Source organism: Proteiniphilum sp. X52, from assembly GCF_003712195.1.
Lineage (GTDB): Bacteria > Bacteroidota > Bacteroidia > Bacteroidales > Dysgonomonadaceae > Proteiniphilum.
The window spans coordinates 12,692-35,712 of record NZ_RDSD01000027.1 but is presented as its reverse complement, the minus strand read 5'-3'; the positions used below and the strand labels follow the sequence as shown (position 1 = coordinate 35,712).

General features: G+C 44.5%; 16 protein-coding genes. 10 read left to right on the top strand and 6 right to left on the bottom strand.

Annotated elements, in window-relative coordinates; genetic code table 11:
- Window positions 1–210: 210 nt before the first annotated feature.
- Window positions 211–1,083 carry an AraC family transcriptional regulator gene (locus D7D25_RS15695; protein WP_122969871.1) on the top strand — a complete coding sequence of 291 codons (873 nt, stop codon included), beginning with the start codon at window positions 211–213 and terminating at the stop codon, window positions 1,081–1,083.
- Window positions 1,084–1,107: 24 nt separating this feature from the next.
- Here the strand turns inward: D7D25_RS15695 and D7D25_RS15690 are convergent, their stop codons facing one another.
- The 4 genes from D7D25_RS15690 to D7D25_RS18185 form a co-directional block, all read right to left on the bottom strand.
- Entirely contained in the window at window positions 1,108–2,274 is a 1,167-nt protein-coding gene (locus tag D7D25_RS15690) for an exo-beta-N-acetylmuramidase NamZ domain-containing protein (protein ID WP_122969870.1), read from the bottom strand.
- A 270-nt stretch (window positions 2,275–2,544) separates the two neighbouring features.
- The gene (locus D7D25_RS15685) at window positions 2,545–2,937 is read right to left on the bottom strand and encodes a MerR family transcriptional regulator (RefSeq protein ID WP_122969890.1); all 393 of its coding nucleotides are present in this window, start codon (window positions 2,935–2,937) and stop codon (window positions 2,545–2,547) included.
- Between the two features lie 121 nt (window positions 2,938–3,058).
- Entirely contained in the window at window positions 3,059–3,967 is a 909-nt protein-coding gene (locus D7D25_RS15680) for a class I SAM-dependent methyltransferase (protein WP_122969869.1), read from the bottom strand.
- A 187-nt stretch (window positions 3,968–4,154) separates the two neighbouring features.
- Window positions 4,155–4,892, bottom strand: a complete 738-nt coding sequence (locus D7D25_RS18185; RefSeq protein ID WP_175497683.1) for a helix-turn-helix transcriptional regulator — start codon at window positions 4,890–4,892, stop codon at window positions 4,155–4,157.
- A 527-nt stretch (window positions 4,893–5,419) separates the two neighbouring features.
- Here D7D25_RS18185 and D7D25_RS15665 point away from each other — a divergent pair.
- The 9 genes from D7D25_RS15665 (at window position 5,420) to alaS (ending at window position 20,608) form a co-directional block, all read left to right on the top strand.
- A complete protein-coding gene (locus tag D7D25_RS15665) occupies window positions 5,420–6,874 on the top strand; it encodes an IPT/TIG domain-containing protein (protein ID WP_122969889.1) in 1,455 nt (484 codons plus the stop codon).
- 26 nt (window positions 6,875–6,900) lie between these two features.
- Window positions 6,901–10,023, top strand: coding sequence for a TonB-dependent receptor (locus D7D25_RS15660; protein ID WP_185140278.1), 3,123 nt, complete (start codon window positions 6,901–6,903; stop codon window positions 10,021–10,023).
- A 27-nt stretch (window positions 10,024–10,050) separates the two neighbouring features.
- Window positions 10,051–12,078 carry a RagB/SusD family nutrient uptake outer membrane protein gene (locus D7D25_RS15655; RefSeq protein ID WP_122969867.1) on the top strand — a complete coding sequence of 676 codons (2,028 nt, stop codon included), beginning with the start codon at window positions 10,051–10,053 and terminating at the stop codon, window positions 12,076–12,078.
- Between the two features lie 22 nt (window positions 12,079–12,100).
- A complete protein-coding gene (locus D7D25_RS15650) occupies window positions 12,101–13,144 on the top strand; it encodes a DUF4973 domain-containing protein (protein ID WP_122969866.1) in 1,044 nt (347 codons plus the stop codon).
- Window positions 13,145–13,475: 331 nt separating this feature from the next.
- Window positions 13,476–14,798 (top strand): Gfo/Idh/MocA family protein, encoded by a 1,323-nt coding sequence (locus tag D7D25_RS15645; protein WP_122969865.1) that lies wholly within the window; start codon window positions 13,476–13,478, stop codon window positions 14,796–14,798.
- A gap of 8 nt (window positions 14,799–14,806) precedes the next feature.
- Window positions 14,807–15,751 (top strand): sugar phosphate isomerase/epimerase, encoded by a 945-nt coding sequence (locus tag D7D25_RS15640; RefSeq protein WP_122969887.1) that lies wholly within the window; start codon window positions 14,807–14,809, stop codon window positions 15,749–15,751.
- Between the two features lie 398 nt (window positions 15,752–16,149).
- Entirely contained in the window at window positions 16,150–16,359 is a 210-nt protein-coding gene (locus D7D25_RS15635) for a hypothetical protein (RefSeq protein ID WP_122969864.1), read from the top strand.
- Window positions 16,360–16,415: 56 nt separating this feature from the next.
- Window positions 16,416–17,642: a S9 family peptidase gene (locus D7D25_RS15630; RefSeq protein WP_122969863.1), complete on the top strand. Its 1,227-nt coding sequence runs from the start codon at window positions 16,416–16,418 to the stop codon at window positions 17,640–17,642.
- A gap of 347 nt (window positions 17,643–17,989) precedes the next feature.
- Complete coding sequence (alaS, locus tag D7D25_RS15625; RefSeq protein ID WP_122969886.1) at window positions 17,990–20,608, top strand: alanine--tRNA ligase; 2,619 nt, start codon at window positions 17,990–17,992, stop codon at window positions 20,606–20,608.
- Between the two features lie 26 nt (window positions 20,609–20,634).
- Here alaS and D7D25_RS15620 read toward each other — a convergent pair whose 3' ends face one another.
- A complete protein-coding gene (locus D7D25_RS15620) occupies window positions 20,635–21,945 on the bottom strand; it encodes a 1-acyl-sn-glycerol-3-phosphate acyltransferase (RefSeq protein WP_122969862.1) in 1,311 nt (436 codons plus the stop codon).
- Between the two features lie 43 nt (window positions 21,946–21,988).
- Window positions 21,989–22,954, bottom strand: coding sequence for a bile acid:sodium symporter family protein (locus D7D25_RS15615; protein ID WP_122969861.1), 966 nt, complete (start codon window positions 22,952–22,954; stop codon window positions 21,989–21,991).
- Window positions 22,955–23,021: the final 67 nt, after the last annotated feature.

Here is a 23,021-nt window from a genome sequence, read left to right as displayed (position 1 = left end):
TAAGATGTGATATTATTTTGAACTTCATGAAGGGTAAAATAACTATATGGCTCAGAATCAATATTATTTGTGTATGTATTATTTTCACAAATTGTTGTGTTTTTTTGAATGTTTTGTGTATGTTTGCGAAACGTTTATGACTTCTGTTAGAGGACCATGAAAATAAATAAACAAAGTTTTCATCCTCTATCACCCATATTTGTAAAAATCATGGAATATATACAAAGAGAAATCACCCCGATAAATAATGAGGATCTGTTTATTGTGCTGGATCATCCTCAGGCTCGATTCGATTATGCCGCGCATTTCCATTCCGATTATGAAATAAACCTCGTTCTAAACAGCAAAGGGAAACGCATTGTGGGTGATTGCGTGGATGCATACAATGACCTTGACTTGGTCATGATAGGCCCCAATATAGCCCATCGTTGGATATCCGACAACGATAACGGCGATGCCCATGTGGTGACGATACAATTTCACAAAGAAGCGCTTGAATATCCTATTTTCAACAAGAAAATCTTTCATCCTGTCCGGGAGCTTTTCAAGAATTCGGCCTATGGGATCGAATTCTCAGGGGAGACAAAGAGGAATGTAAAAGATTTGTTGCTTAATCTTTCCCATAAACAAGGCGTGGAATCAGCGCTTGAGTTTTTCAGGATACTCTATCTTCTCTCGATTTCACCCGACCAGAAATTTCTCCTGGAAGGTGATAACAGGCTGGATTCTGTCATCAGAGAGTCAAAAAGCAGAAGAATAAATAAAGTAATAACCTATATACAGGAGCACTTTCAGGAAAACATCACATTATCATCTGTCTCCAAAAGTGTGGGCATGTCCGAATCGGCGTTCAGCCATTTCTTCAAGAAAAGGACAAACAGAAATTTCATAGACTACCTGAATGACATACGTATAGGACACGCGTCCAAAATTCTTTATGAGACGTCGCACACGATTGCCGAAGTATGCTACGCCTCTGGCTTCAATAATATATCCAATTTTAACCGGCTATTCAAGAAGAAAAAAGGACAAACACCCTCAGAGTATAGGATAAATATTCAAAAAATAATGACGAAATTTTAATATCCGGGGATATCATTTTTCCACTTACTCCGGATAGAGAAGATAAGGTTTTCGTTGCCGTTTAAATGCCTCCACGTCGGCGGACCATTTTTTCCTGATCTCTCCGGCCGGTTTTCCCGCGATAATATCTTTGCGGATATAATCTACTCCGACCAGTTTTTCGAAGAAGGAGGTGAAGAATTTCTCCCCCATATTCAGGTTATTATAGGCGTCGATGATATGGGACAGGTCGAATCCGTTTTCCCATATTAGTTGATTGGGAACCTGCCGCAGATCCACTCCGTAGCATTTTGTATTGAGCAGTGGCGGATTCTTGGCGCCGGGCACACTTCGTGGAGTGAATGAAAAGTCAGATCCTTTATACTGCGGATGTCCGTATACTTCAAAAGGGAATGATGTGCCGCGCCCCAGGCTCATCACCGTCCCTTCGAAAAGACAGGTGGAAGGATACAGGTAGATCGAGTGGATATTGGGGAGGTTGGGGGACGGGGCGATGGGCAGCTCATAACGGGTTTGATGGGTGTAGTTTTCGCAGGGAACGACCGTCACATCACACACCTTGCCTTCCGGAAGCCATTTCTCACCGTTGACCATCCGCGCCAGCTCACCGAGTGTCATGCCGTGCACCACCGGAATAGGCAGCCATCCTACACCCGACTTATGTTTCATATCGAGGATCGGGCCGTCCACATAGAATCCGTTGGGGTTGGGACGATCCAACACCACCATCTTTTTTTCGTGGTCCGCGCAGGCGTCCATCAGGCGGGCCATGCTGGCGTAATAGGTATAGAAGCGGAGCCCCACATCCTGCAGGTCGAACAGCAGCACATCGAACTGTTTCATCTTGTCCGGTGACGGTTTGCCGCTTCCACTGCCGTAAAGCGACCAGATAGGAACACCCGTTTTCTCGTCGATTGAACTGGCTACGTGTTCCCCCGCATCGGCCGTGCCGCGAAAGCCATGTTCAGGAGAAAAGATACCCACCACATTAAACCGGTGTCTGACCAGCATATCCACCAAGTGCTCCTCTCCGGCGATCCCTGTCTGGTTGGTCATTACTGCAACCCGTTTCCCTTCCAGCAGCGGAAAATAGACATTGGTACGTTCGGCACCCACCTTTACGGGCGCTTCATGCTGAGCGGATATAAAAACAGAGAAAAATAAGATCGGCAGGAATATATATTTTTGCATAATTATTTATTTAGAAATAAGACTTTTTAAATTAAGAATTAAGAATTAAGAATGAAAAATTAAGAATTAAGAATGAAAAATTAAGAATTAAGAGAACTATCGCCGAAGGGATTATCGTACGAAGTACATTGTCCCATTAGTCCCATTAGTCACATTAGCACATTATTCACATTAGCACATTATTCACATTAGCACATTATTCACATTATCCCATTAGTCATATTATTCCCATTATTCACATTGGCACATTATTCTCATTATTCCCATTGATTATTCCGTTTTTGTTCTGGCGTATTTCTGCTGTTCATGGAGCCGGTCGAATTCCGTCTCCAGCGATAGCAGTTCTTTTTTGATTTCTGTAAGCCTGGAAAGAATTTCCACCCGTTTCTCCTCCTCATCTTTTTTGGATTTCAGTGTCTGGCGGGCGCCTTCCAACGTCATCCCTTTCTCTTTTACCAGATGGTACACGATCTCCAACTGTTGTATGTCTTCCCGGGTGTACTGGCGAGTACCTCCGGCCGTTTTTTTGGGATTGATATTCTCGAACTCCTTTTCCCAGAAACGTAAAAGAGACACGTTGACCGCAAAATGGTCAGCCACCTCCTGAATGGAATAGAAGAGGCGCTTGTCGTCGAAATGGATCGGTTTCTTTCTTTTTCCCATGATCATCTCTGTGTGAGTGGTGTCGGTTGGAATAATTGACCGTGTAAATGTTATTCATTTCAAAAATAATACTTTCCGTCAGGAGGAGCAAGTTTTTCGCTATTATTCGCCTGATTTTTGTTTATCTCCCGTTTTTTTTGGCAATATAAATGATGGAACTTGCTCGCTCCGGATCAGATAAGGAGCGTATAAAGCCCATTGTGCCCACTCCGAATGCCCGGGCGTATCCTGTTAATCGGTTGCTCCCCCTGTATTTTTCACTTAGCAGGGAGATATAAAAGGCATCCAAAGGCATGCGTATTCTCTTAATTATTTTCAGATGGTGTTTGGCAAGTAGTTTGTCGACGGTGCCGGGTGAGAAATGCCAGAGGTGCCGTGGAATATCGTAGGCAGCCCACAGCTCTTTGTAAAATCCGGCATCGTGAGAGTGGCAATTAGGGAGTGCAAGTAGGATAATTCCTTCCGGGGTGGTGATCTCCGTTATTTTGTGGATAGTTTCATTTAGCTTTTCCAGATGTTCCAGTACGTGCCACAGCGTTACGACATTGAATGAGGAGCTCCCTATCTCCCAAAAAAAATTCTCGTCGTTTACCGACAGGCCGGAGCGGAGGGTGGCCCTTTCCCGGGCTTTTTTATCTTTCTCGATACCTGAAACAACCCATCCCCGCTTCTTTGCCGCCTGCAGGAAATAACCCGTGCCGCAGCCGATATCCAGTAACCGGATGGGGGACTGGGTCGCATGAGCTGCTACCAGTCCCACTTTTTTTCTCAGCATCTTTTTCCGGAAGTGGTGATATAACCGGTTGATCAGCCCTTTGTCTGAATCGGAGTGGGAGATATAGTCCGGTGAGTCATAATATCTCCCGATAGCATCTTCCGAAGGAAAATCATTGGTGAAGCGAAACCCACAACGGGCACAATCACAGACGGGAAACACCTCTCCGCTTGAGAAGTGATCGACACCGTCAAAAGTTTTTTTCAAATCGTTACCGCCGCAAACAGGGCAACTGGTAATGGTGATGATTGACATATACCCGGATTAAACTATTTCAATTACAATAAATAAATTCATTTTGCACTCGCTCGCATGACGAAATAGTTCAAAAGTACGATTATTCAAGAGGAATGACAAATTTTTTATCGATACAACATTCATTTTCACTCGTAGCTTACGTTAGTCTATGTCATAGTGAGTGAGATAATTGGATGAAGCTTTTTTAAATAGCCGGGGTAACGGTTGGAATCACACCTTCGCCAAACTCCCTGGTGACACATCCCAGAACAATGTGGATGTGGCGAATATCTTTCTTGGGGATTTTCACGGGTTCATGTATAAGCCGTCCGTCCGGGTATGTTTTCAGGTTCGAACTGTAGCCGATGATATGGTCTTTACCTCCATCCTGCAATCGTTTTGTAATTGCAATTTCTTTTGTCTCCACATAATAGTTTCGTCCCCATACAATAAGCCCTAAATCGATTACGCTTTTGAGTATGAGGATAGAACCGGATGGATATTCGGACATGCTGTCACCATAGTGACGGATGGCTGATGTGGCTTCCGGAAACAATTCTCCGGTATCAATCCATCCATCTTCCCTGTTGTGGGACCACTTTGTGGTAATACCTCTGCTACCCCCGGTAGCATTATCTTGCAGTGGGATTTTTTTTTGAGGCGATATTTCCGTGGTCGGTTCATTTGCTGAAGATCCTTCCGGATTCTGTTTTTCATATGATCGGATATGATCTAATAAATCATTATGATTTATATTGAATGTTTCGCAGAGTTTAAGCGTCAATTTTTCTGAGGCTCCCCTTTCCGAGTTCTTTATCAGGTTTAGATATTGAGGTTTAACTCCTAAAGAATTGGCTATTTCATTGTATGGAATGCCCCTCTCTTTTAGACCTTCTATTTGCCTTATGAACCATTCTTTTCGTATTTTCGCAATATTTAACATAAAAATAAATCAAAAAGATATGTTTTCCTTGTTTAATAAATCGTAATGATTTATCTTTGTAGCTTTCGATTTAGAAAGCGACGATAAAGATACAAAAGTTTTAAGAAAAAGTATATGGGAGAGATACTAATGAAACACGGAGAACGGAGGGATATTGCTAAAATGCTTAATGTTAGCGAGGTAACTGTCCGGAATGCATTGAAAGACCGCACACAGAGTGAATTATCGGAGCGAATAAGAAGGCTTGCTATTCAGAGAGGAGGCATTGAGGTGAATAATACAAAAAATTCAGATATATAGATGATTTTATATAGCATTGTTTAAATACAATCCAATTCCATTTAATTGATTGTTAATCAACCGATTTTTTATATTGATGACTCTCATTGTTTTAAACGTTGATTAACCCTCTAATTTATGTTTTGCCTGTTTGTTTGGGTTCCACTTCGAGGAATATGTTGCTAAAAAATATTAACACATCTAAGTGTGTTATTTTCAAATATTTAATAATCTAATTGTAACCAGAAATGCTAAAAGAAATCAAAAAAAATTCTCAGCGGGGATTTATTGCAATTTTACTTGCGATAGCCCTTGCCGCTACAAGTTGTAGTCTGGATGGAGGGTATCAGGGTGCCAAGCCTGTTATACCTACTGATCCTTCGAAGCCGGTAACTTTTACCGATTTTTCCCCAAAAGAGGGTCCTGTGCGTACTTTAGTATTCATTGAAGGATCAAATTTCGGAACAGATGTTTCGAAAATAGAAGTAATCATTGGAGGCGTATCAGCTCCTGTTATTGGTTCTTCGGGTACGAAAATATGTGCGATGGCTCCAAGGCGTTCCAACAGGGGGGATGTTATTGTGCGGATTATGGATGAAGGTGGTAAAGTTGTAAAAGAACACCAGTTTGAAGAACTCTTTACCCTTCAATCAGCTTTGCAGGTAAATACATTGACCGGTAAGGTGGATCCGCAAACCAACGCTTCCAGTATTATCAACGGATCATTTGAGGAAGCTGAGTTTCAAAATCCCTGGTGGCTGGAATTCGATATAGACGAAGAAGGGAATAAGATTATTTATTGTATTGATGCCGAAAATCTGGCGGCACTACGGAAGATCAACCTGACTGCAAGAGAAGTTTCTACCGTGTTTATGAAAGGACAGGCAGGTGTCCATCAGGTGAAATCGATGTTGTTCGACACGCCTACGAGGGATACCCTTTTCCTTGTGGATGACAACGGGCGAGGGAACTGGAACGACAGGCATCAGATGCCGAATATGTTTTATGCCCTTCGTAACGAAAGTTTCAGAAAGGTATATCCTTACCTCTATGCCCAATGCTCTTATTCTGCAGTATCGATGCATGACGGTACGATTTTTTACAATACATGGACATCCTCGGAGGTCTATAAGGCCAAGCAGGTGTGGGATGAAACCGCCCAGATGTGGGATGGAAAAGCGCTGTTTAGCGTGAAAGCCAATTCCAGTGACCATGTGTTTATGTTCAGGCATCCGGAAGATCTGTATGTATATATGACCGGATTCAACGGCGTGTACAGGTGTGCTTACGATAAAACAACGAAAGAACTGGTTTCATCTGTACTCCATGTAGGAGATATAGGCGGAGGATCGGGATATGCTGATGCACCGGGAACCTCTGCCCGTTTCAATCGTCCGCGTCAGGGGGTATTTGTGAAGAATAAAGAGTATGTGGCGCAAGGCAAGGCGGATCTATATGACTTCTATGTGTGTGACCACAATAATAACTGTATACGCAAAGTAACCCCGGAGGGAGAAGTCAGCACATTTGCCGGACGGGGTAGTGTGGGCATTGACGGTCAGGTATGGGGCTGGATAGACGGGGAAGCCCGTGAAACGGCCCGTTTCAGGGAGCCTACCGGCATCTGTTATGACGAGGAGGAAGAAGTCTTCTATGTGGCAGACCGTGAAAACAAACGTATACGTACCATTTCCGTGGAATAAATCAAAGGAATAAAAAACACAACAAGATGAAGAAATATATCCTATCCGTTTTATGCTTGATGATATATGCAATGGGCGTATTTGCCCAACCAAAGACTGTCGAGGTTTCCGGCACCATTGTTGACTCGGAAGGTCTTCCGCTGATTGGCGCGACCGTTACCGTAAAGGATAAGCCAGGATTGGGTGTGGCTTCCGATATTGACGGAAAATACAAAATAAGGCTTGAATCCTTTCAATATTTAGTGTTCTCTTACCTTGGCTACGAAAGCCAGGAACATTTGGTAAAGGACGAAGATCTCATACTGGATGTCACGATGCGGGAATCAAAATCTACTATACTTGATGAAGTAACCATTACGGGCATGGGGCCGCAGAAGAAGGTGACCGTAACAGGAGCAATCACCACCGTGGAGGTGGGGACTTTGAGGACTCCGGTTTCCAGCATTACCAATGCTTTAGCCGGGAATGTGGCCGGGGTTCTGGCCATGCAGCGCTCAGGGCAGCCGGGAGACAATACTTCCGAATTCTGGATACGTGGAATTTCCACATTCGGAGGCAGTTCCAGCGCTTTGATCCTGGTGGACGGTTTTGAACGGAGTATGGATGAACTCAATATAGAAGATATCGAATCTTTCTCGGTACTGAAGGATGCCTCAGCCACAGCAATCTACGGTTCACGTGGTGCGAACGGGGTTATACTGATCAACACAAAAAGAGGGAGTGAAGGAAAAGTGGAAGTGAATGCCAAATCGGAATATACCTGGACCACCCGTACCCGGACACCTAAATTCGTGGATGGTTTAAGGTATGCTTCCATGGCGAACGAGGCGCGTACTACCCGCAATCAAAGGCCTGTTTATTCCGATCAGGAGTTAATGATGATCGAGGAACAGTTGGATCCTGATATTTATCCGAATGTGGACTGGATGGATCTTTTATTAAAGGACGGCGCTCCTACGTACCGCACTTCCGTGAGTGTGAAAGGGGGAGGATCGAAAGCCCGGTATTATCTATCCGGAAGCTTCCTTGATGAAGGAGGAATGTATCATGTGGACAAAACGATGAAAGAATATGATACCAATGCCAATTACCAGCGTTATAACTATCGTCTGAATATGGACATGAATATAACGGAGTCGACCCTGGTCCAGGTAGGTATCGGCGGAGCGTTGGAAAAAGCGAATCGTTCCGGTGCGATCAACACTGACGATATATGGTATTCGGTATTCGGCTATAATCCTGTTACGATGCCGGTGATGTATTCGAACGGGTATGTGCCTGTCATGGTGAGAGAAGGTACGATAACATCATCGTGGGAAGCTATATATAATCCATGGACATCCGCTACGCAAACGGGATATTCCGAGATATGGGAAAATACCATCAATTCCAATATCACCTTAGAGCAAAAACTGGATTTCATAACCGAGGGGTTGAAATTTACAGGGCGTTTCGGCTACGATACGTATAATTACAATTATATACAACGACGAAAAAACCCGGAGATGTGGAGAGCCGAACGTCAACGTGATTCGGACGGGAAAATTGTATTTAACCGGTTGGTGCCGGAGCGTTTAATGTCCCAGGGCTCATCAGCGTCAGGCGATAGAAAGGAATTTCTTGAAGCAGAACTTTCCTACGGGAGAGCTTTCGGGAATCACAACATTGGCAGTGTCCTCAAATATACACAAGATAATTATGTAAATACTTCCAGCATCGGTAGTGATATCATGCAAGGCATCGCCCGCCGCCATCAGGGATTGGCAGGTAATTTCTCTTACGGTTATATGAATCGTTATTTACTCAATTTCAATTTTGGTTACAACGGCTCGGAAAACTTTGCCAAAGGACACCAATTTGGCTTCTTCCCCGCTTATTCAGCCGCCTGGAACATAGCAGAAGAGAGTTTTGTAAAGGATAATCTTGACTGGTTGGGCATGTTTAAGATCCGTTATTCATACGGGGAAGTAGGGACAGACAACTCTTCTTCACGTTTTCCTTATCTGGCCGATTTCGGCAATTACGAGCGCAATACAGGCGCAGGAAATCAGCCGGTATATTATAACTGGGGCGACCTGAACAGCGCATTCGGATATGACGGGCTGACCTATACGCGTGTCTCTTCCAATAATGTAACCTGGGAAATTGCCAAGAAACATGATTTGGGGTTAGACCTGTATCTATGGGGCGATAAATTTGGTCTGACAGTGGACTATTTTGATGAAAAGCGCGAAGGAATCTATATGAGGAGAGATTTCTTGCCGGATATGGTCGGTATACAGGGTCAGAACCCTTCGGCAAATGTGGGAAGTGTCAAAACAAAGGGGTTTGACGGTAACTTTAAATTGGATCAAAGGGTAGGAGATGTGGCTTTACAGTTACGTGGAAACTTTACCTACAGTAAAAATGAAATTACCGAGGCAGATGAAATGGTAAACCGTTATCCATACCTGCGCCGTACCGGTTTCCGTGTCGATCAGGCAAAAGGTCTGGTAGCATTGGGTCTTTTCAAGGATTATGAAGACATACGGAACAGTCCCCGTCAGGATTTCGGTGATCAAAGGGACGTAATGCCGGGTGATATCAAATACAAAGATATAAATGGAGATGGAATCATTAATAATGATGATATTGTGCCGATTGGAGCTACAACACGTCCGAATCTTATCTATGGCCTGGGTTTGTCAGCTACCTGGAAAGGATTTGATTTTAACCTCCATTTCCAGGGTGCAGGAAAATCCCATTTCTTTATCGATGGATTTACTGTATACCCATTCGTCAACGGGGAATGGGGAAATATACTAGAAGAGATGGCAAATGCCAACCGCTGGATTTTGGGCGTCAATGAAGACCCGAATGCCGAATACCCGCGATTGAGCTATGGCGGGAACGCCAACAATTACCGCCCATCCACTTATTGGTTACGCGATGGTTCCTACCTCCGTCTGAAAACGCTGGAAATGGGTTATTCATTGCCAAAGGCGCTTACCACCAGGTTGCGTCTGGAAAAATTACGGTTGCATATTATAGGTCAGAATTTATTGACATTCTCCAAATTCAAATTATGGGATCCGGAAATGGGCAGTTCCAACGGGATGAAATATCCGTTGGGGAAAACTGTGACGTTTGGATTGACTGTCAATATTTAAAATCAGAAAACAAATAAATTTAATGAGATGAAGAAAAAATATATTTTATTGAGCATTATAATCAGCCTGGGAACATTTTTCCAGTCCTGTTCCGACTATCTGAATGTAGAACGATATTTTAATGACAGGCAGGATCTGGAGCGCATATTCAACAGCAGGGATTATGCCGAGCAGTGGCTGGCCAATGCCTACTATCAGTTACTTTCCTTTAATCTTGAAATAGGGCATGTACGGTTTACGCTTACGAATTACTCGGATGACATGATTTTTACCGAAGGAGGTGCCGGTATATCATACTCGAACTACAAATTCGGTCAGTACGGCCCGCAGTATGGTGGTAATGCCGGCGCACTTGTTTCCCGCCCCTGGGATCAATCCTATGAAGGTATCCGTCAGGCTTCTATCTTTCTGCAACATGTCCATCCCGGACCTGAAATTACCGAGGAGATGTACAGGGATCTCAAGGGACAAGCCTATTTCATCCGGGGTTACCTCTATTGGTTGTTGTTGAGGAAATATGGTCCTGTGCCCATCCTGCCCGATGAGGGGATTGATTATGAGGCGCCATACTCTGACTTGGCTTATCCAAGGAATACATACGATGAATGCGTTGAATATATCTCCGAACAGATGCTTTTGGCTGCAGAACTGTTAGAGAGTAACCGGAGTACTCGCGATGCTTCACGTCCGACAAAAGGAGCTGCATTGGCAGTGCGTGCAAAGGCATATCTCTATGGAGCAAGCCCGTTAATGAACGGGAATCCGGAAATGGCCTCTTTTTTGGACGATCAGGGAAGACAACTTATTTCCCGGGACTATGATGAGGAGAAATGGGCCAAAGCAGCAGCGGCAGCGCTGGATGTGATAAAGTTAGGCAAATACGAGATTTATGTGGCTCCTAAACGCAGCACCGGAGGACTTTGGGGAGCTTATCCCAAGACTATAGACCCGCCTTATCACCCGGTATATTCGGAGAAGACATGGAAAGAAGGAGGATGGAAGGATATTGATCCGTTGGATTCTTATCGTGCCTTGTTTAATGGGGATCTTTACGTTTCAGAAAATCCGGAATTGATTTTTTCCCGTGGAGATAACCAGTTGAATGATGAATATGGAATCACCTCCATGTCGCGCCATCAGATGCCTGTTGACAAAGCGGGGGGATGGAACTGTCACGGGATCACCGGTAAACAAGCTGATGCTTATGCAATGAATGACGGAAAGCTGTTCGACAGAAGTACCAGTATGAAGGGATTTACTCAATATGACGGGGAGTATCCTTATCTGAGAAAAGATGTATGGTTGGAATATGCCAACCGGGAGCCCCGTTTCTATGCTTCGGTGGCTTTCAGCGGCGCCCATTGGGCATGTACCAGTGCCAGGGATGCTAACAATCGTGATTTCCAGACGTTCTATTATTATGGTGAAAATGACGGAAGGAAAATTGTAAGTACCGATGACCGCTGGATTCCTACAGGAATTGGCATGATGAAGTATGTTAACCCGAAAGAGAGTTACAAGGACGGGACCGTATATCCTAAAGTGGATCCTGCCATCCGTTATGCCGATATTCTGTTGATGTATGCCGAAGCATTGAACGAGTTGACAACTACTTATCAGATTGCGTCATGGGATGGAAGTGAAACCCATGCTATCTCGCGTGATGTGGCGGCTATGAAGGCAGCCGTTCTTCCCGTACGTTTACGGGCTGGATTACCCAATTTCGATGAAATAGGTATTGGTGATCCTTATCATAATCCTGATGCGTTGAGAAGAGAGATCAAACGTGAACGCCAGATTGAATTTTTGGGAGAAAACCAACGCTATTACGACCTTCGCCGCTGGAAAGATGCGCCGGAGGAAGAGAGCCAGATGATTTACGGCTGTAACACCACCGTTCCGAAAGAATATCGGGAATTTTTCTATGAACAAGTAGTGGTACCCAGTGTACAAACATCATGGTCAATGAAAAAATATTTCTGGCCGGTTGCTTACGAAGAATTGAAAAGGAATGCCCGCCTGACCCAGGCACCCGGATGGCCTTCATTTGATTAATTCAGCAATAAAAAATTATAGTATGAAACATTTATATTTTTATTTGACTGTACTGATTGGTACACTTTTTATTCTTTCCGGTTGTAATGATGAGTGGGAAAGTGAACTATATACCCGGATGATATCATTGAAGGCGCCCATCAACAGAGACGATGTGTCGGTTATCTATTTGAGATATAAACCCGATGACGAAAAGGTCACTTTTAAACTTCCGGTGATTGTAAGCGGATCACGCACCAATGACCGCGATTATATTGTCCGTATTGATGTGGATAACGATACATTGAATTTTTTGAATATTGATAAATATACGGAACGGACCGATTTGTATTATAAGCAGTTACCTGCGAACTTCTATGAATTTCCGTCACAGACCTGCCATATTCCGGCCGGCACCGATGTGGCTCACTTCGACATTGACTTTAAATTTTCAGGACTGGATCTTGTGGATAAATGGGTTTTACCGTTGACCGTCTTGCCCGATCCTTCCTACACGCTGAATACTTATAAAGGGAGGCAGAAAGCGTTACTCTGGGTGATGCCCTTTAACGATTACTCCGGAACTTATAATGCTGCGAGTATGTATGTGTACTTTGGGGACAATACCACCAAGTATATGACAGCCAGCAGCCGTGAGGCGAGGGTGGTGGATGAGAATACCATTTTCTTTTATGCCGGTATTACCGAAGAGTTGGCTGAAAACAGGGGCGATTTTAAAGTGAAGTGTGAATTTCTGGAGCCTGATGAAGTGTCTGAAATGGAGGATACGCGCCCAGAGGACGGGACCCCTCTTTATCTGAAAAGGGGAAAGCTGGTATTAAGTGCCGAGAATCCTGCCTTGGAATTTGAGGTTATAGGCGAGCCTACTTACGAGATCAAGGAAGAATTAGATATCGACCGTCCACATATCATTAAACGCTTCTTCACATTGACGATGGAGTATAGGTATAAAGACACTGCCTCCAGTGAGAATATTGATTTTCCTTATAGATGTAAGGGTACCATGCTTATGCAGCGTAACGTAAGTACATTGATCCCGGATGAAGACCAGGCTGTATTCTGGTAAGCAATAGGGATTTCTTCAAATATTAAGAAGTGTCTCCAAAGTGTTATTCCGGATGGATCCGAGGGATAACATTCTGGAGACATTGATTTTGTTTGTTTCTTTTAACCAAATTTAATATAGCGGTTGTCGAAAAGATCCCTTTTTCTTGTTTAGTAATTCATAATAATTTACCTTTATCGCTCTCGATGTGAGAGGCGACGATAAAAATACGCAGATACCAGAAGGAGGCATGACAGGCAATAGTTGCCTATATCCAGGACAGAGGTTAATAAAGCTCCCCGACTTAAAACAGAATCCCAGTAATTACTCATTCACATAAAAAATAAACATTATGCACTATTCAAGAAGAGAATTTATTAAAAAGGCAGGAGTTGCCACCGCCGGTTCCATCGTTATTCCCCATTTGACATGGGCGGCAAATAGGCCATGGACATCCAACAGTAATACGTTGAAGGTCGGATTGATAGGTTGTGGTGGCCGGGGAACTGCCGCGGCTCAGGAAGCGCTAAACGCCGATAAGAATGTGGTGCTCTCCGCAATGGCCGACGCGTTTGCCGATAACCTGGAGGCCTCTTTAAAAACATTAATAGAAAAGGAGCCTCGCAAGGTACAGGTAACGGAGAAGAATAAATTTGTAGGTCTCGATGCCTATCAACGACTTGTCGAGTCCGATGTCGATGTGGTCTTGCTGGCCGCTCCCACCGCTTTTCGCCCTGATCATCTCGAAGCTGCGGTAAATGCCGGGAAACATGTTTTCTGCGAGAAACCTTTTGCCGTGGATGCTCCCGGACTGCGAAGGGTAATGGCTGCCGCTCAAAAAGCAAAAGAAAAGCAGTTGTCGCTGGTTTCCGGATTTTGCTGGCGTTACCATCTACCCAAGAGAGAAACCTTCGGTAAAGTGCTGAACGGGCAAATCGGAGGAATACTCACTGCGGAAGCTACTTACAATACGGGTGAACTATGGTATAAGGAGCGCCGGAAGGGATGGTCGGACATGGAGTATAAGCTGCGTAACTGGCTTTATTATAATTGGCTTTCCGGAGACCATATTGTTGAACAGGCCATCCATAGTGTGGACATGCTTCAATGGGCAATGGGAGATGTGACTCCTTTGCGCGTGACAGGTAGCGGTGGACGCCAAAAGCGAATAGACCCCAAATACGGGAACGTGTTCGATCATTTTGCCTTGACGTACGAGTATGAAGGAGGAGTAAAAGCCTATTTCTTTTGCCGTCAGCAAAACAACACCGCCCCCTCTTATGCTGTCGAACTGGCCGGGGATGAAGGCCGGTGTCTGGTGGATTGCCGTACCGGAAAACATGAAATAACCGGTAAGAAACCCTGGAAATATGATGATGAAACGAAGTTTACAGATGAGAATGCCTATAAAAAATCGCAAACCAGGAGCATGTATCAGCAGGAGCATGATGAGCTTTTCGCATCTATCCGTGATAACAAGCCGATAAACGACGGAGAATGGATGACACGTTCCAATCTGGTCGCTTTGGCGGGACGGATGGCGGGTTATACAGGCCAGACCATTTCGCTGGAACAGGCACTCTCTTCAGAAGAAGTCCTGTTTCCGGCAGACTTGTCGTGGGAAACTCGGTATGATGTGGAGATAGCGATACCCGGTATCACAGAATTCAAATAATAATGCATATGAACAAACGGGAATTTATCAAATCCGCTGCCGTTATTGCAGGAGCCACGGCAGTTGCCCCCCTCTCTTCGGCTCTTACCCCTTCTTCGGCCTCGGCTTCAGTCGGGCAAGACAAATCCGTGGGGCAAGAAAGGGATGTGACTTTAAAAAAGAGTTTAGGGTTCGGCATGATCAATGAAGATTTGTCGTTGACCGACAAATTCAAACTAGCCAAGGATCTGGGCTTTCATGGAGTGGAACTCAACAGCCCGGTAGATTTTCCCATAGCGGAAATCCTTGAGGCCAAAGAAAAGTCGGGAATCGAGCTCCCCTCGGTGGTCAATAAGGACCACTGGAGTTCACCGCTTTCTGATCCCGATCCGGCGGTGAGAAAGAAGTGCATTGAGTCGGTAGCCGCTTCGCTGCGCGAAGTAAAGGAGCTGGGTGGTGATACCGTGCTGGTGGTACCGGGGGTAGTGAACGAAAAGGTGTCGTATGAACAGGCATATGTCAACTCCCAAAACGCTGTCCGTGAACTGATACCTTATGCTGAGGAGACCGGGATGCAGATTGCCCTGGAGAATGTGTGGAATAATTTTCTTCTCAGTCCGGTGGAAGCCAAACGTTATGTGGATGAGATCAATCATCCCCTGGTGGGTTGGTATTTCGATATCGGCAATGTATTGCGATACGGTTGGCCAGAGCATTGGATCCAGACATTGAACCGACGCATCATGAAGCTCCATGTCAAGGAATTCAGCCGTGAACTGATGAATTCGAAAGGATTGTGGGAAGGGTTCAAAGTCGATCTGCTGAAGGGAGATAACAACTGGCCGGTGGTGATGCAGGCTGTGCGCAGGATCGGTCACACAGGTGGATGGCTTACGGCAGAGGTGCCCGGCGGAAACAGGGATCATTTAAAAAAGATCTCATTACAGATGGATGAAATTATTGGTTATCTGTGATATATCATACTGAAGAGGAAAGACAATTTTGTAATTAAAGTTGTCTTTCCTGTAAAATCATGCGCGCTTTTAATAGTTCCATGATATACTTCTTTCCTGATGATGACCCCATAGATGGAAAATTTTATTTTTCACCCTGATTGCGGTACACTAATGTGCCGCCATTTTTCCTGACGACATATCCGATCACCAAATAAATACGCTGTACGGACCTCCATGGAAATGGAACAGGACTTGGCACTGCAAAATTAACCGTTTATCAGCCAGACAATGGAGGTGAACCTGTCGTATTCTATGGAGTAACTTGCTCTAATTGTTCTGCTCCCGATGGAAGTGCTTATCAATTTAATGGCATATGTGTCGGTGATAATCCATCAAGCAATTTTGATATAGGTAGGATGATTCATGAATATGGACATTTTCTGCAACAGGAAGAAATGGGGACAATTAGATATGGTTTATATGCTGGGGGTGGAAGTTTGTACGGACGTTTAAATCCTGATGTGGATTATTATGAGATACCTTCTGAAAAAAATGCAAGTGAGCGCGGTCAGGAATATATAGATCAGTACTATCCTAATAGTGGGTATAAATCTGAAGGTTTATAAAAGCAATTCGTATAAGGCAAATTAATAGCCTTATACGAATTAAAATCTCTGTAACTATGAACAAAAATATTAGAAGAAAACTCGTTTTTCTTTTTTTTGTAGTATGCGTTTCATCATGCCATTCTTCTAACAAGAAATTATTATCAATTGAAAGATTCATATACCACACAGAAGATTCAATTCCAATTCAGAGTATATTATATCTACCAGAAAGCGAGTTGAAAAGGCTAGTCATTGAAATAGTTAGCTTTGATCAAGAATTCAAAAAGCCAAATTTTACTTCAATAAATGATTCAATTCGTCATAGGTATATACTAGAGTTGGTATTTTCTGGAACTGGTGTGTGTTTATTGTCTCCAAGAATTAAACAATCTTCAGAGAATATAGAAAAGATGAAAAGTCAAACATCTGAAACACTTGCCACAGATGTTGATAATGCTCATCGCCATTTAAAAAAAGAACGACGATTTAGTCGTATCCCAATTGGAGTAATGGGTTATAGTGCGACGGGGATTGCAGCAGCAAAGGTTGCAGCAAGAAATACTTCTATTGACTTTGCATTGCTTGTTGTGACACCAAGTACTCCAAGTATTAATGAGGCGGATTATAAATGGATAAATCATCCGGAAACATCAGCTGTTCCTTTTTACAAATCACTAATTGCTGAATTTAGAACCTTTTTCCCGAATAACACTTTTACTTACAAAGGTAAAATCATTATGGATTCACAAGAAAATCCCATTGAGACGCAATTTGAGAAGTGTGCATGGGAGAGTATTCGAACAATTAACCATGAAGTAATACAGAAAGTAAACAACAACGATTCTATTCAGTGTTATGCAAAAAAGATAATAAAGGAAAATTTTGAAACAGAGAAGATAGAAAAGCGAAAAACCTTAAATTTAACGGGTGTGCAAAAGGAATACACCGTAGATGAGTATATTGACGAGTTAATTCATTTTTGGTATACACCTCAAGACATAGACTATTTAAAATGGAACCCTGAAGATTATTATCCTAAAATTAATTGTCCTACTTTGATGTTGTTTGCAGAGAAAGACATAAATATTGATACAAAAGGAAGTATCGAAAACTCTAAACGAATTATTGAAAGATATAAAAAAAATAATTTCTCGATAGTGGTTATTCCAAATGTAGATCATGGATTTTATGACTTGGGATCAAAAATCTCTTTTGAAGAAAATGGCAGGACATACACTTTAAATAAACGTTCTGAGTTGTATTTTGAATCAATGTTGAATTGGCTAGAAAGTATTCATTAAAAACTCAATTCAACAGCTTTAACTAATTAATAATAAATGGTGTCATACTAAACAGATATGTAATTAAGTGTTATTCACAATAGTTCTTTATAAAACTTATCACTACTGACTGATAAAAGTTTAAAAATAAAAATAAGGAGCTCCACCGAAGTATTCCCCCAAAAGTTACAAATTTATATTGAAACGCATTAAAAAGGAAAAAGACGTTTTTATTCACACACTTGGGGATACGGAGTTTTTCATGTAATTTTGCATCTTGTTTGGTATCGGGGATAAGAGTGACTGAGAATTTGATAACACTCTTTTCCCCGATGACGGATATTTAATGAATGCATAAAAGGAATTATATGATCACTTCCAAAGAGATTAGGCAGTCGTTTAAAGATTTCTTTCAGTCAAAAGAACATCGTATCGTACCTTCGGCTCCGATGGTGATAAAGGATGACCCCACATTGATGTTTACGAATGCCGGTATGAACCAGTTCAAGGATATCATTCTGGGAAATGCCGCGGTGAAGTATCCTCGTGTGGCCGATTCCCAGAAATGCCTGCGGGTGAGCGGCAAGCATAACGACCTCGAGGAGGTGGGACACGATACTTACCATCACACCATGTTCGAGATGCTGGGCAACTGGTCGTTCGGCGACTACTTCAAGAAAGAGGCCATTGCCTGGGCATGGGAATACCTGACGGAAGTGTTGGAACTACCCAAAGACCGGTTGTACGTTACCGTATTTGAAGGAGCAGCCGAGGAGAATCTGGATCGGGACAATGAAGCCGCCGCCTATTGGGAACAATATTTATCCAAAGAACGGATTATTAACGGTAACAAGCACGATAATTTCTGGGAGATGGGTGACACAGGCCCCTGTGGCCCTTGCTCCGAGATCCATATCGATATTCGTCCCGAAGAGGATCGGGTCAGAATAGATGGATTGTCGCTCGTGAATCAGGGCCATCCTCAGGTAATTGAGATATGGAACCTGGTGTTTATGCAGTATAACCGTAAGGCAGATGGTTCACTGGAGCCGCTGCCCGCTAAAGTGATCGATACCGGAATGGGATTTGAACGGCTCTGTATGGCTGTACAGGGTAAACTGTCGAATTATGATACCGACCTTTTTCAACCTATAATCCGGAAAATAGGAGAGATAAGTGACTCGCTTTATGGCGAAGATACTGCGAGAGATGTGGCAATGCGCGTCGTTGCCGACCATCTGCGTACCATCGCTTTCTCCATTACCGACGGACAACTTCCCTCGAATGCCAAGGCGGGTTATGTGATCCGTCGTATCCTGCGTCGGGCAGTACGTTATGGTTACACTTTCCTGGGAATGCATGAGTCATTTATCCACAGGCTGGTCCCCACGCTTATTGATGTGATGGGTGATGCTTATCCCGAGCTGGCGGCGCAACAGATACTTATTGAGAAGGTAATAAAGGAGGAGGAAGAGTCGTTCCTGCGGACGCTGGAGACCGGTATCCGTCTCCTGGAGAAAAACCTGCCCGAACAGGAGGGTGGGGTGTTAAGCGGCGAAGTGGCTTTCCAGCTCTATGACACTTTTGGTTTCCCGCTGGATTTGACAGAACTGATCCTGCGCGAACACGGAATGAGGGTCGACGTGGGCGGTTTCAATACCGAAATGGAGAAACAGAAACAACGTGCCCGCGATGCCGCTGCGGTAGAGACCGGCGATTGGACCAAAGTACGTGAGGGTGAACCGGAGTTTACAGGATATGACGAAACCGAAACCGAAACCCGTATACTGCGTTATCGTGCTGTAAAACAAAAGCACAGGGAATTCTTTCAGATTGTACTTTCCCGCTCACCCTTTTATGCCGAAATGGGTGGACAGGTGGGAGATACCGGCTGGCTGATTCCCGAGGAAGGCGACAAGATCGATATTTTCGATACCAAGCGGGAAAATAACCTGGCAGTGCATCTTACCCGGAAATTACCGGCAAACATGGAAGGATCCTTTACTGCCCGGATCGATACGGAAAAGCGGACGGCCACCGAATGTAACCATACTGCCACCCACCTGATGCACGAGGCACTTCGCGAGGTGTTGGGCACGCATGTGGAACAGAAAGGGTCGTATGTGTCTCCGGAACTATTGCGATTCGACTTCTCCCACTTCGGGAAGATGACTCCCGAAGAGATCCGTGAAGTGGAGAGACGGGTGACGGCAAAGATACGGAGCGATTATCCGATTGAAGAGCATCGCCATGTACCCATTGAAGAGGCAAAAGCCCGGGGAGCCATGGCCTTGTTCGGTGAGAAATACGGTGATGACGTGCGTACCGTCCGTTTCGGTTCGTCCATTGAATTGTGCGGTGGCACCCATATCTCCTCTACCGGACGTATCGGCACGTTCCGTATTATTACCGAAAGCGCTATTTCTGCCGGTGTGCGCCGTATTGAAGCGGTGACGGCAAAGGTGTGCGAAGAGTATCTCTACGCCAAAGAGGACCTCTTGCTCGAAATAAAGAGTATGTTCAATAATGTGCCTGATGTGATGCAGGGAATCCGGCGTTTGCTTGCTGACAATGAGGAGAAGGAGAGGGAGCTGCGGGAGTATGTGAGGGAAAAGACCGAACAGTTGAAACAGCGGATCATTGAGAAGAAACAGGATGTGAATGGTGTCACCCTCTTTAAGGTGATCATGCCGATGGGTTCGGTTGACGTGGTGAAAGATATCGCTTACCAACTGAAAGGCCAATTCCCCGAGAAGATGATGTTTGTAGCTGGAACGACTACAGGTGGAAAGCCCAGCCTTACCGTCATGCTCACAGACGACCTGGTGGCCGGAGGGTTGCACGCCGCAAATATGATACGTGAAGCCGCCGGACATATCCAGGGAGGTGGAGGCGGACAACCCCATTTCGCTACCGCGGGCGGCAAGAACGCCGATGGGTTGATCGCGGCTGTAGACTCAATTATACAGAAATTGAATGATTATTGATTTACTGATTGGTAATTAGTTATCCATTACAATCGAATAAGTTCCAGCACCCGTTTCCAAGTATTCGGGTGCTGTTTTGCGAATTGGCGTACTATACAATCCCGTCGCACTGATTTGAGCCATTTGCGCCAGTAGAGGGCGAAATAGAAAGTCAACGGCATCAGGATAAAGTAGGCGAGTGCCGGGAGCCAGTTCTTTGTGACAGCCCCCACAACAAGAGACTGGATCAGGTCGAATAGAGGTACAAAAAAGAGCCCCGACGCATATCTCGCGGAAGGGATAAACTGCTTGTCCTTGAACAGGCTTGATAACTTTTTATTGATAACGATGGGAAAGATGCCGTTCAGAAATCCGAAAAATGCCACCGGCGCGCTCAGGATAAGAGCGGCAAGACGGGCGAAAAGGCCCCATCCGGAAGAAGGATTCCCCAACCGGTCTTTTGACGTAAGTCCATGTTTTTTCAATAGGGTGCGGGCCTCACGGAACCCTGCCATTTTTCGGTCGAATTCCAGACGGTTGTTTTCATATGTCTCATCCAGCTTGTTCACGATATGGAGGGATGCCTGTAGAAAATCGTCTTTTCTCTCTGAGAATTTTTCCCTTGCGATCAGCTTCCCGTTCCAGTCAATAGCATGGCAGTATTCATCGTAAAATTCATCATTCCATATGTTTACTACCATCGATTTGAGCCGTTTTTCCAGCTCCTGCCTCAACTGATTGATCGCCATGACGGGATTCTCATCATACATATCCTTGTAATCGGCAACTTCAATGGGTGTGCCGAAAGTGATATAGGCATCCGATAAAAAACCGAACAGGTCCCTGTAGTAGATAGATACGGGAACGATCTGGCTCCGGAGTTGAAAGTCGACCGATGCTTCGGCAGGTAATACGATGCGGGGGACAGCCTTTTGTATCGGTAAAAGCGATTGCTTAGGGTTATGTTTTGCTTCGGGAAAGAGCGCGATAGGGTTGTTCTTGCGCAGGATACGGGCGGCGTTGACGAAGATCTCGTTATTTTTGTCGAGATTGTCTTTGCCGTCGCGGATGCGGAAGACCGGCATGATACGCATTCCTCTCAGCAGCCATGCTACAAAGCTCTTTTTGAAAATATCGGCACGCGCCAGAAATACAATCTGTTTACGGTGGTAGCTGGCCAGGACCAGTATCAGCGCGTCGATGAGTGCGTTGCGGTGGTTGGAGGCGAAGATGATCGCTCTTTTTTTGGACACATTTTCCTTCTTCCCGACAAATACCAGTTTCCTGAAGCTTAATCTCAGGGCGGTATTCACCGGTATCTTTGCCAATGCATAACGAAAATCGTAACGGTATATCATATCTGGGACGTGTTGACCGATAATATCAGGGAACAGGAGTGGTTTAAGGTGTTACCGCGGGAGTAATCGAACGTCTTCTCCAGAAAAAAGCCAGCAAGAGCCCGGCAACGATATGCCATATTCCCCACCATGCGGCGATGAAGGCCATCCCTCCCAGGTGTAATTCGGGTGGGAATATCCTTGGATTAAAGATCAGTGCAAGTCCCAGTCCCGAGTTCTGAATACCGGTCTCTATGGAAATGGTTCTGCAGTTGATTTCGCTTACTTTGAATGTTTTCGGTAAGAAATATCCGCTTAAAAATGCCAATCCGTTATGGATAAGTACCAGAAAGAATATCGAATGGATATAGCGTAGGAAGAGATCAAAATTTCCTGCCAGGGCTGCCACGATGAAACCCACAAAAAAGATGATAGAGGCGGCCTGCACACTTCTGTCGATTTTTCTCGCGAATGCCGGGAATTTTATCCCCACGAACATTCCCAAAATCACCGGGATACCCAAGATCAGGAAGACCGTCCGGAACATCTCTACTGGATCAATTGTGATAGGAACCAGCAAGGGTGAATGCTTCGCATAGAGGCCACCCCAGAAGGCGAAATTGAACGGTGTCATGAAGAGGCTTATCACGGTTGTGATGGCCGTGAGACTTACTGAAAGGGTGATATTCGATCGCGATATGGAGGAGATCAGGTTAGATACGTTGCCGCCGGGGCAGGCCGCTACCAATATCATCCCCATGGCCACGGCGGTACTGGGACGCAGCAGGATCACCAGTGCAAAAGTAAGTGCCGGAAGAAGCATATATTGTGAAATGACACCCAGCAATACCGGCTTGGGATGGAATATCAGTGTTTTAAAATGCCGGGGTTTGATGCTTAGTGCCACGCCGAACATGATGAAGGCGATGGCGATATTCATCAGGTGGACACTTTCCTGGTTAAAGTTCAGCCGGATCGTGTCAAGCTGTTCTAGATCCCCGAAAAGGGATAGTAATGGAGTCAATTGCATTGGATGACTGATTGATTTTAAGTTGCAAAGTTAGCATTTCCTGTAAGAAATGCTAACTTTGTAAAAC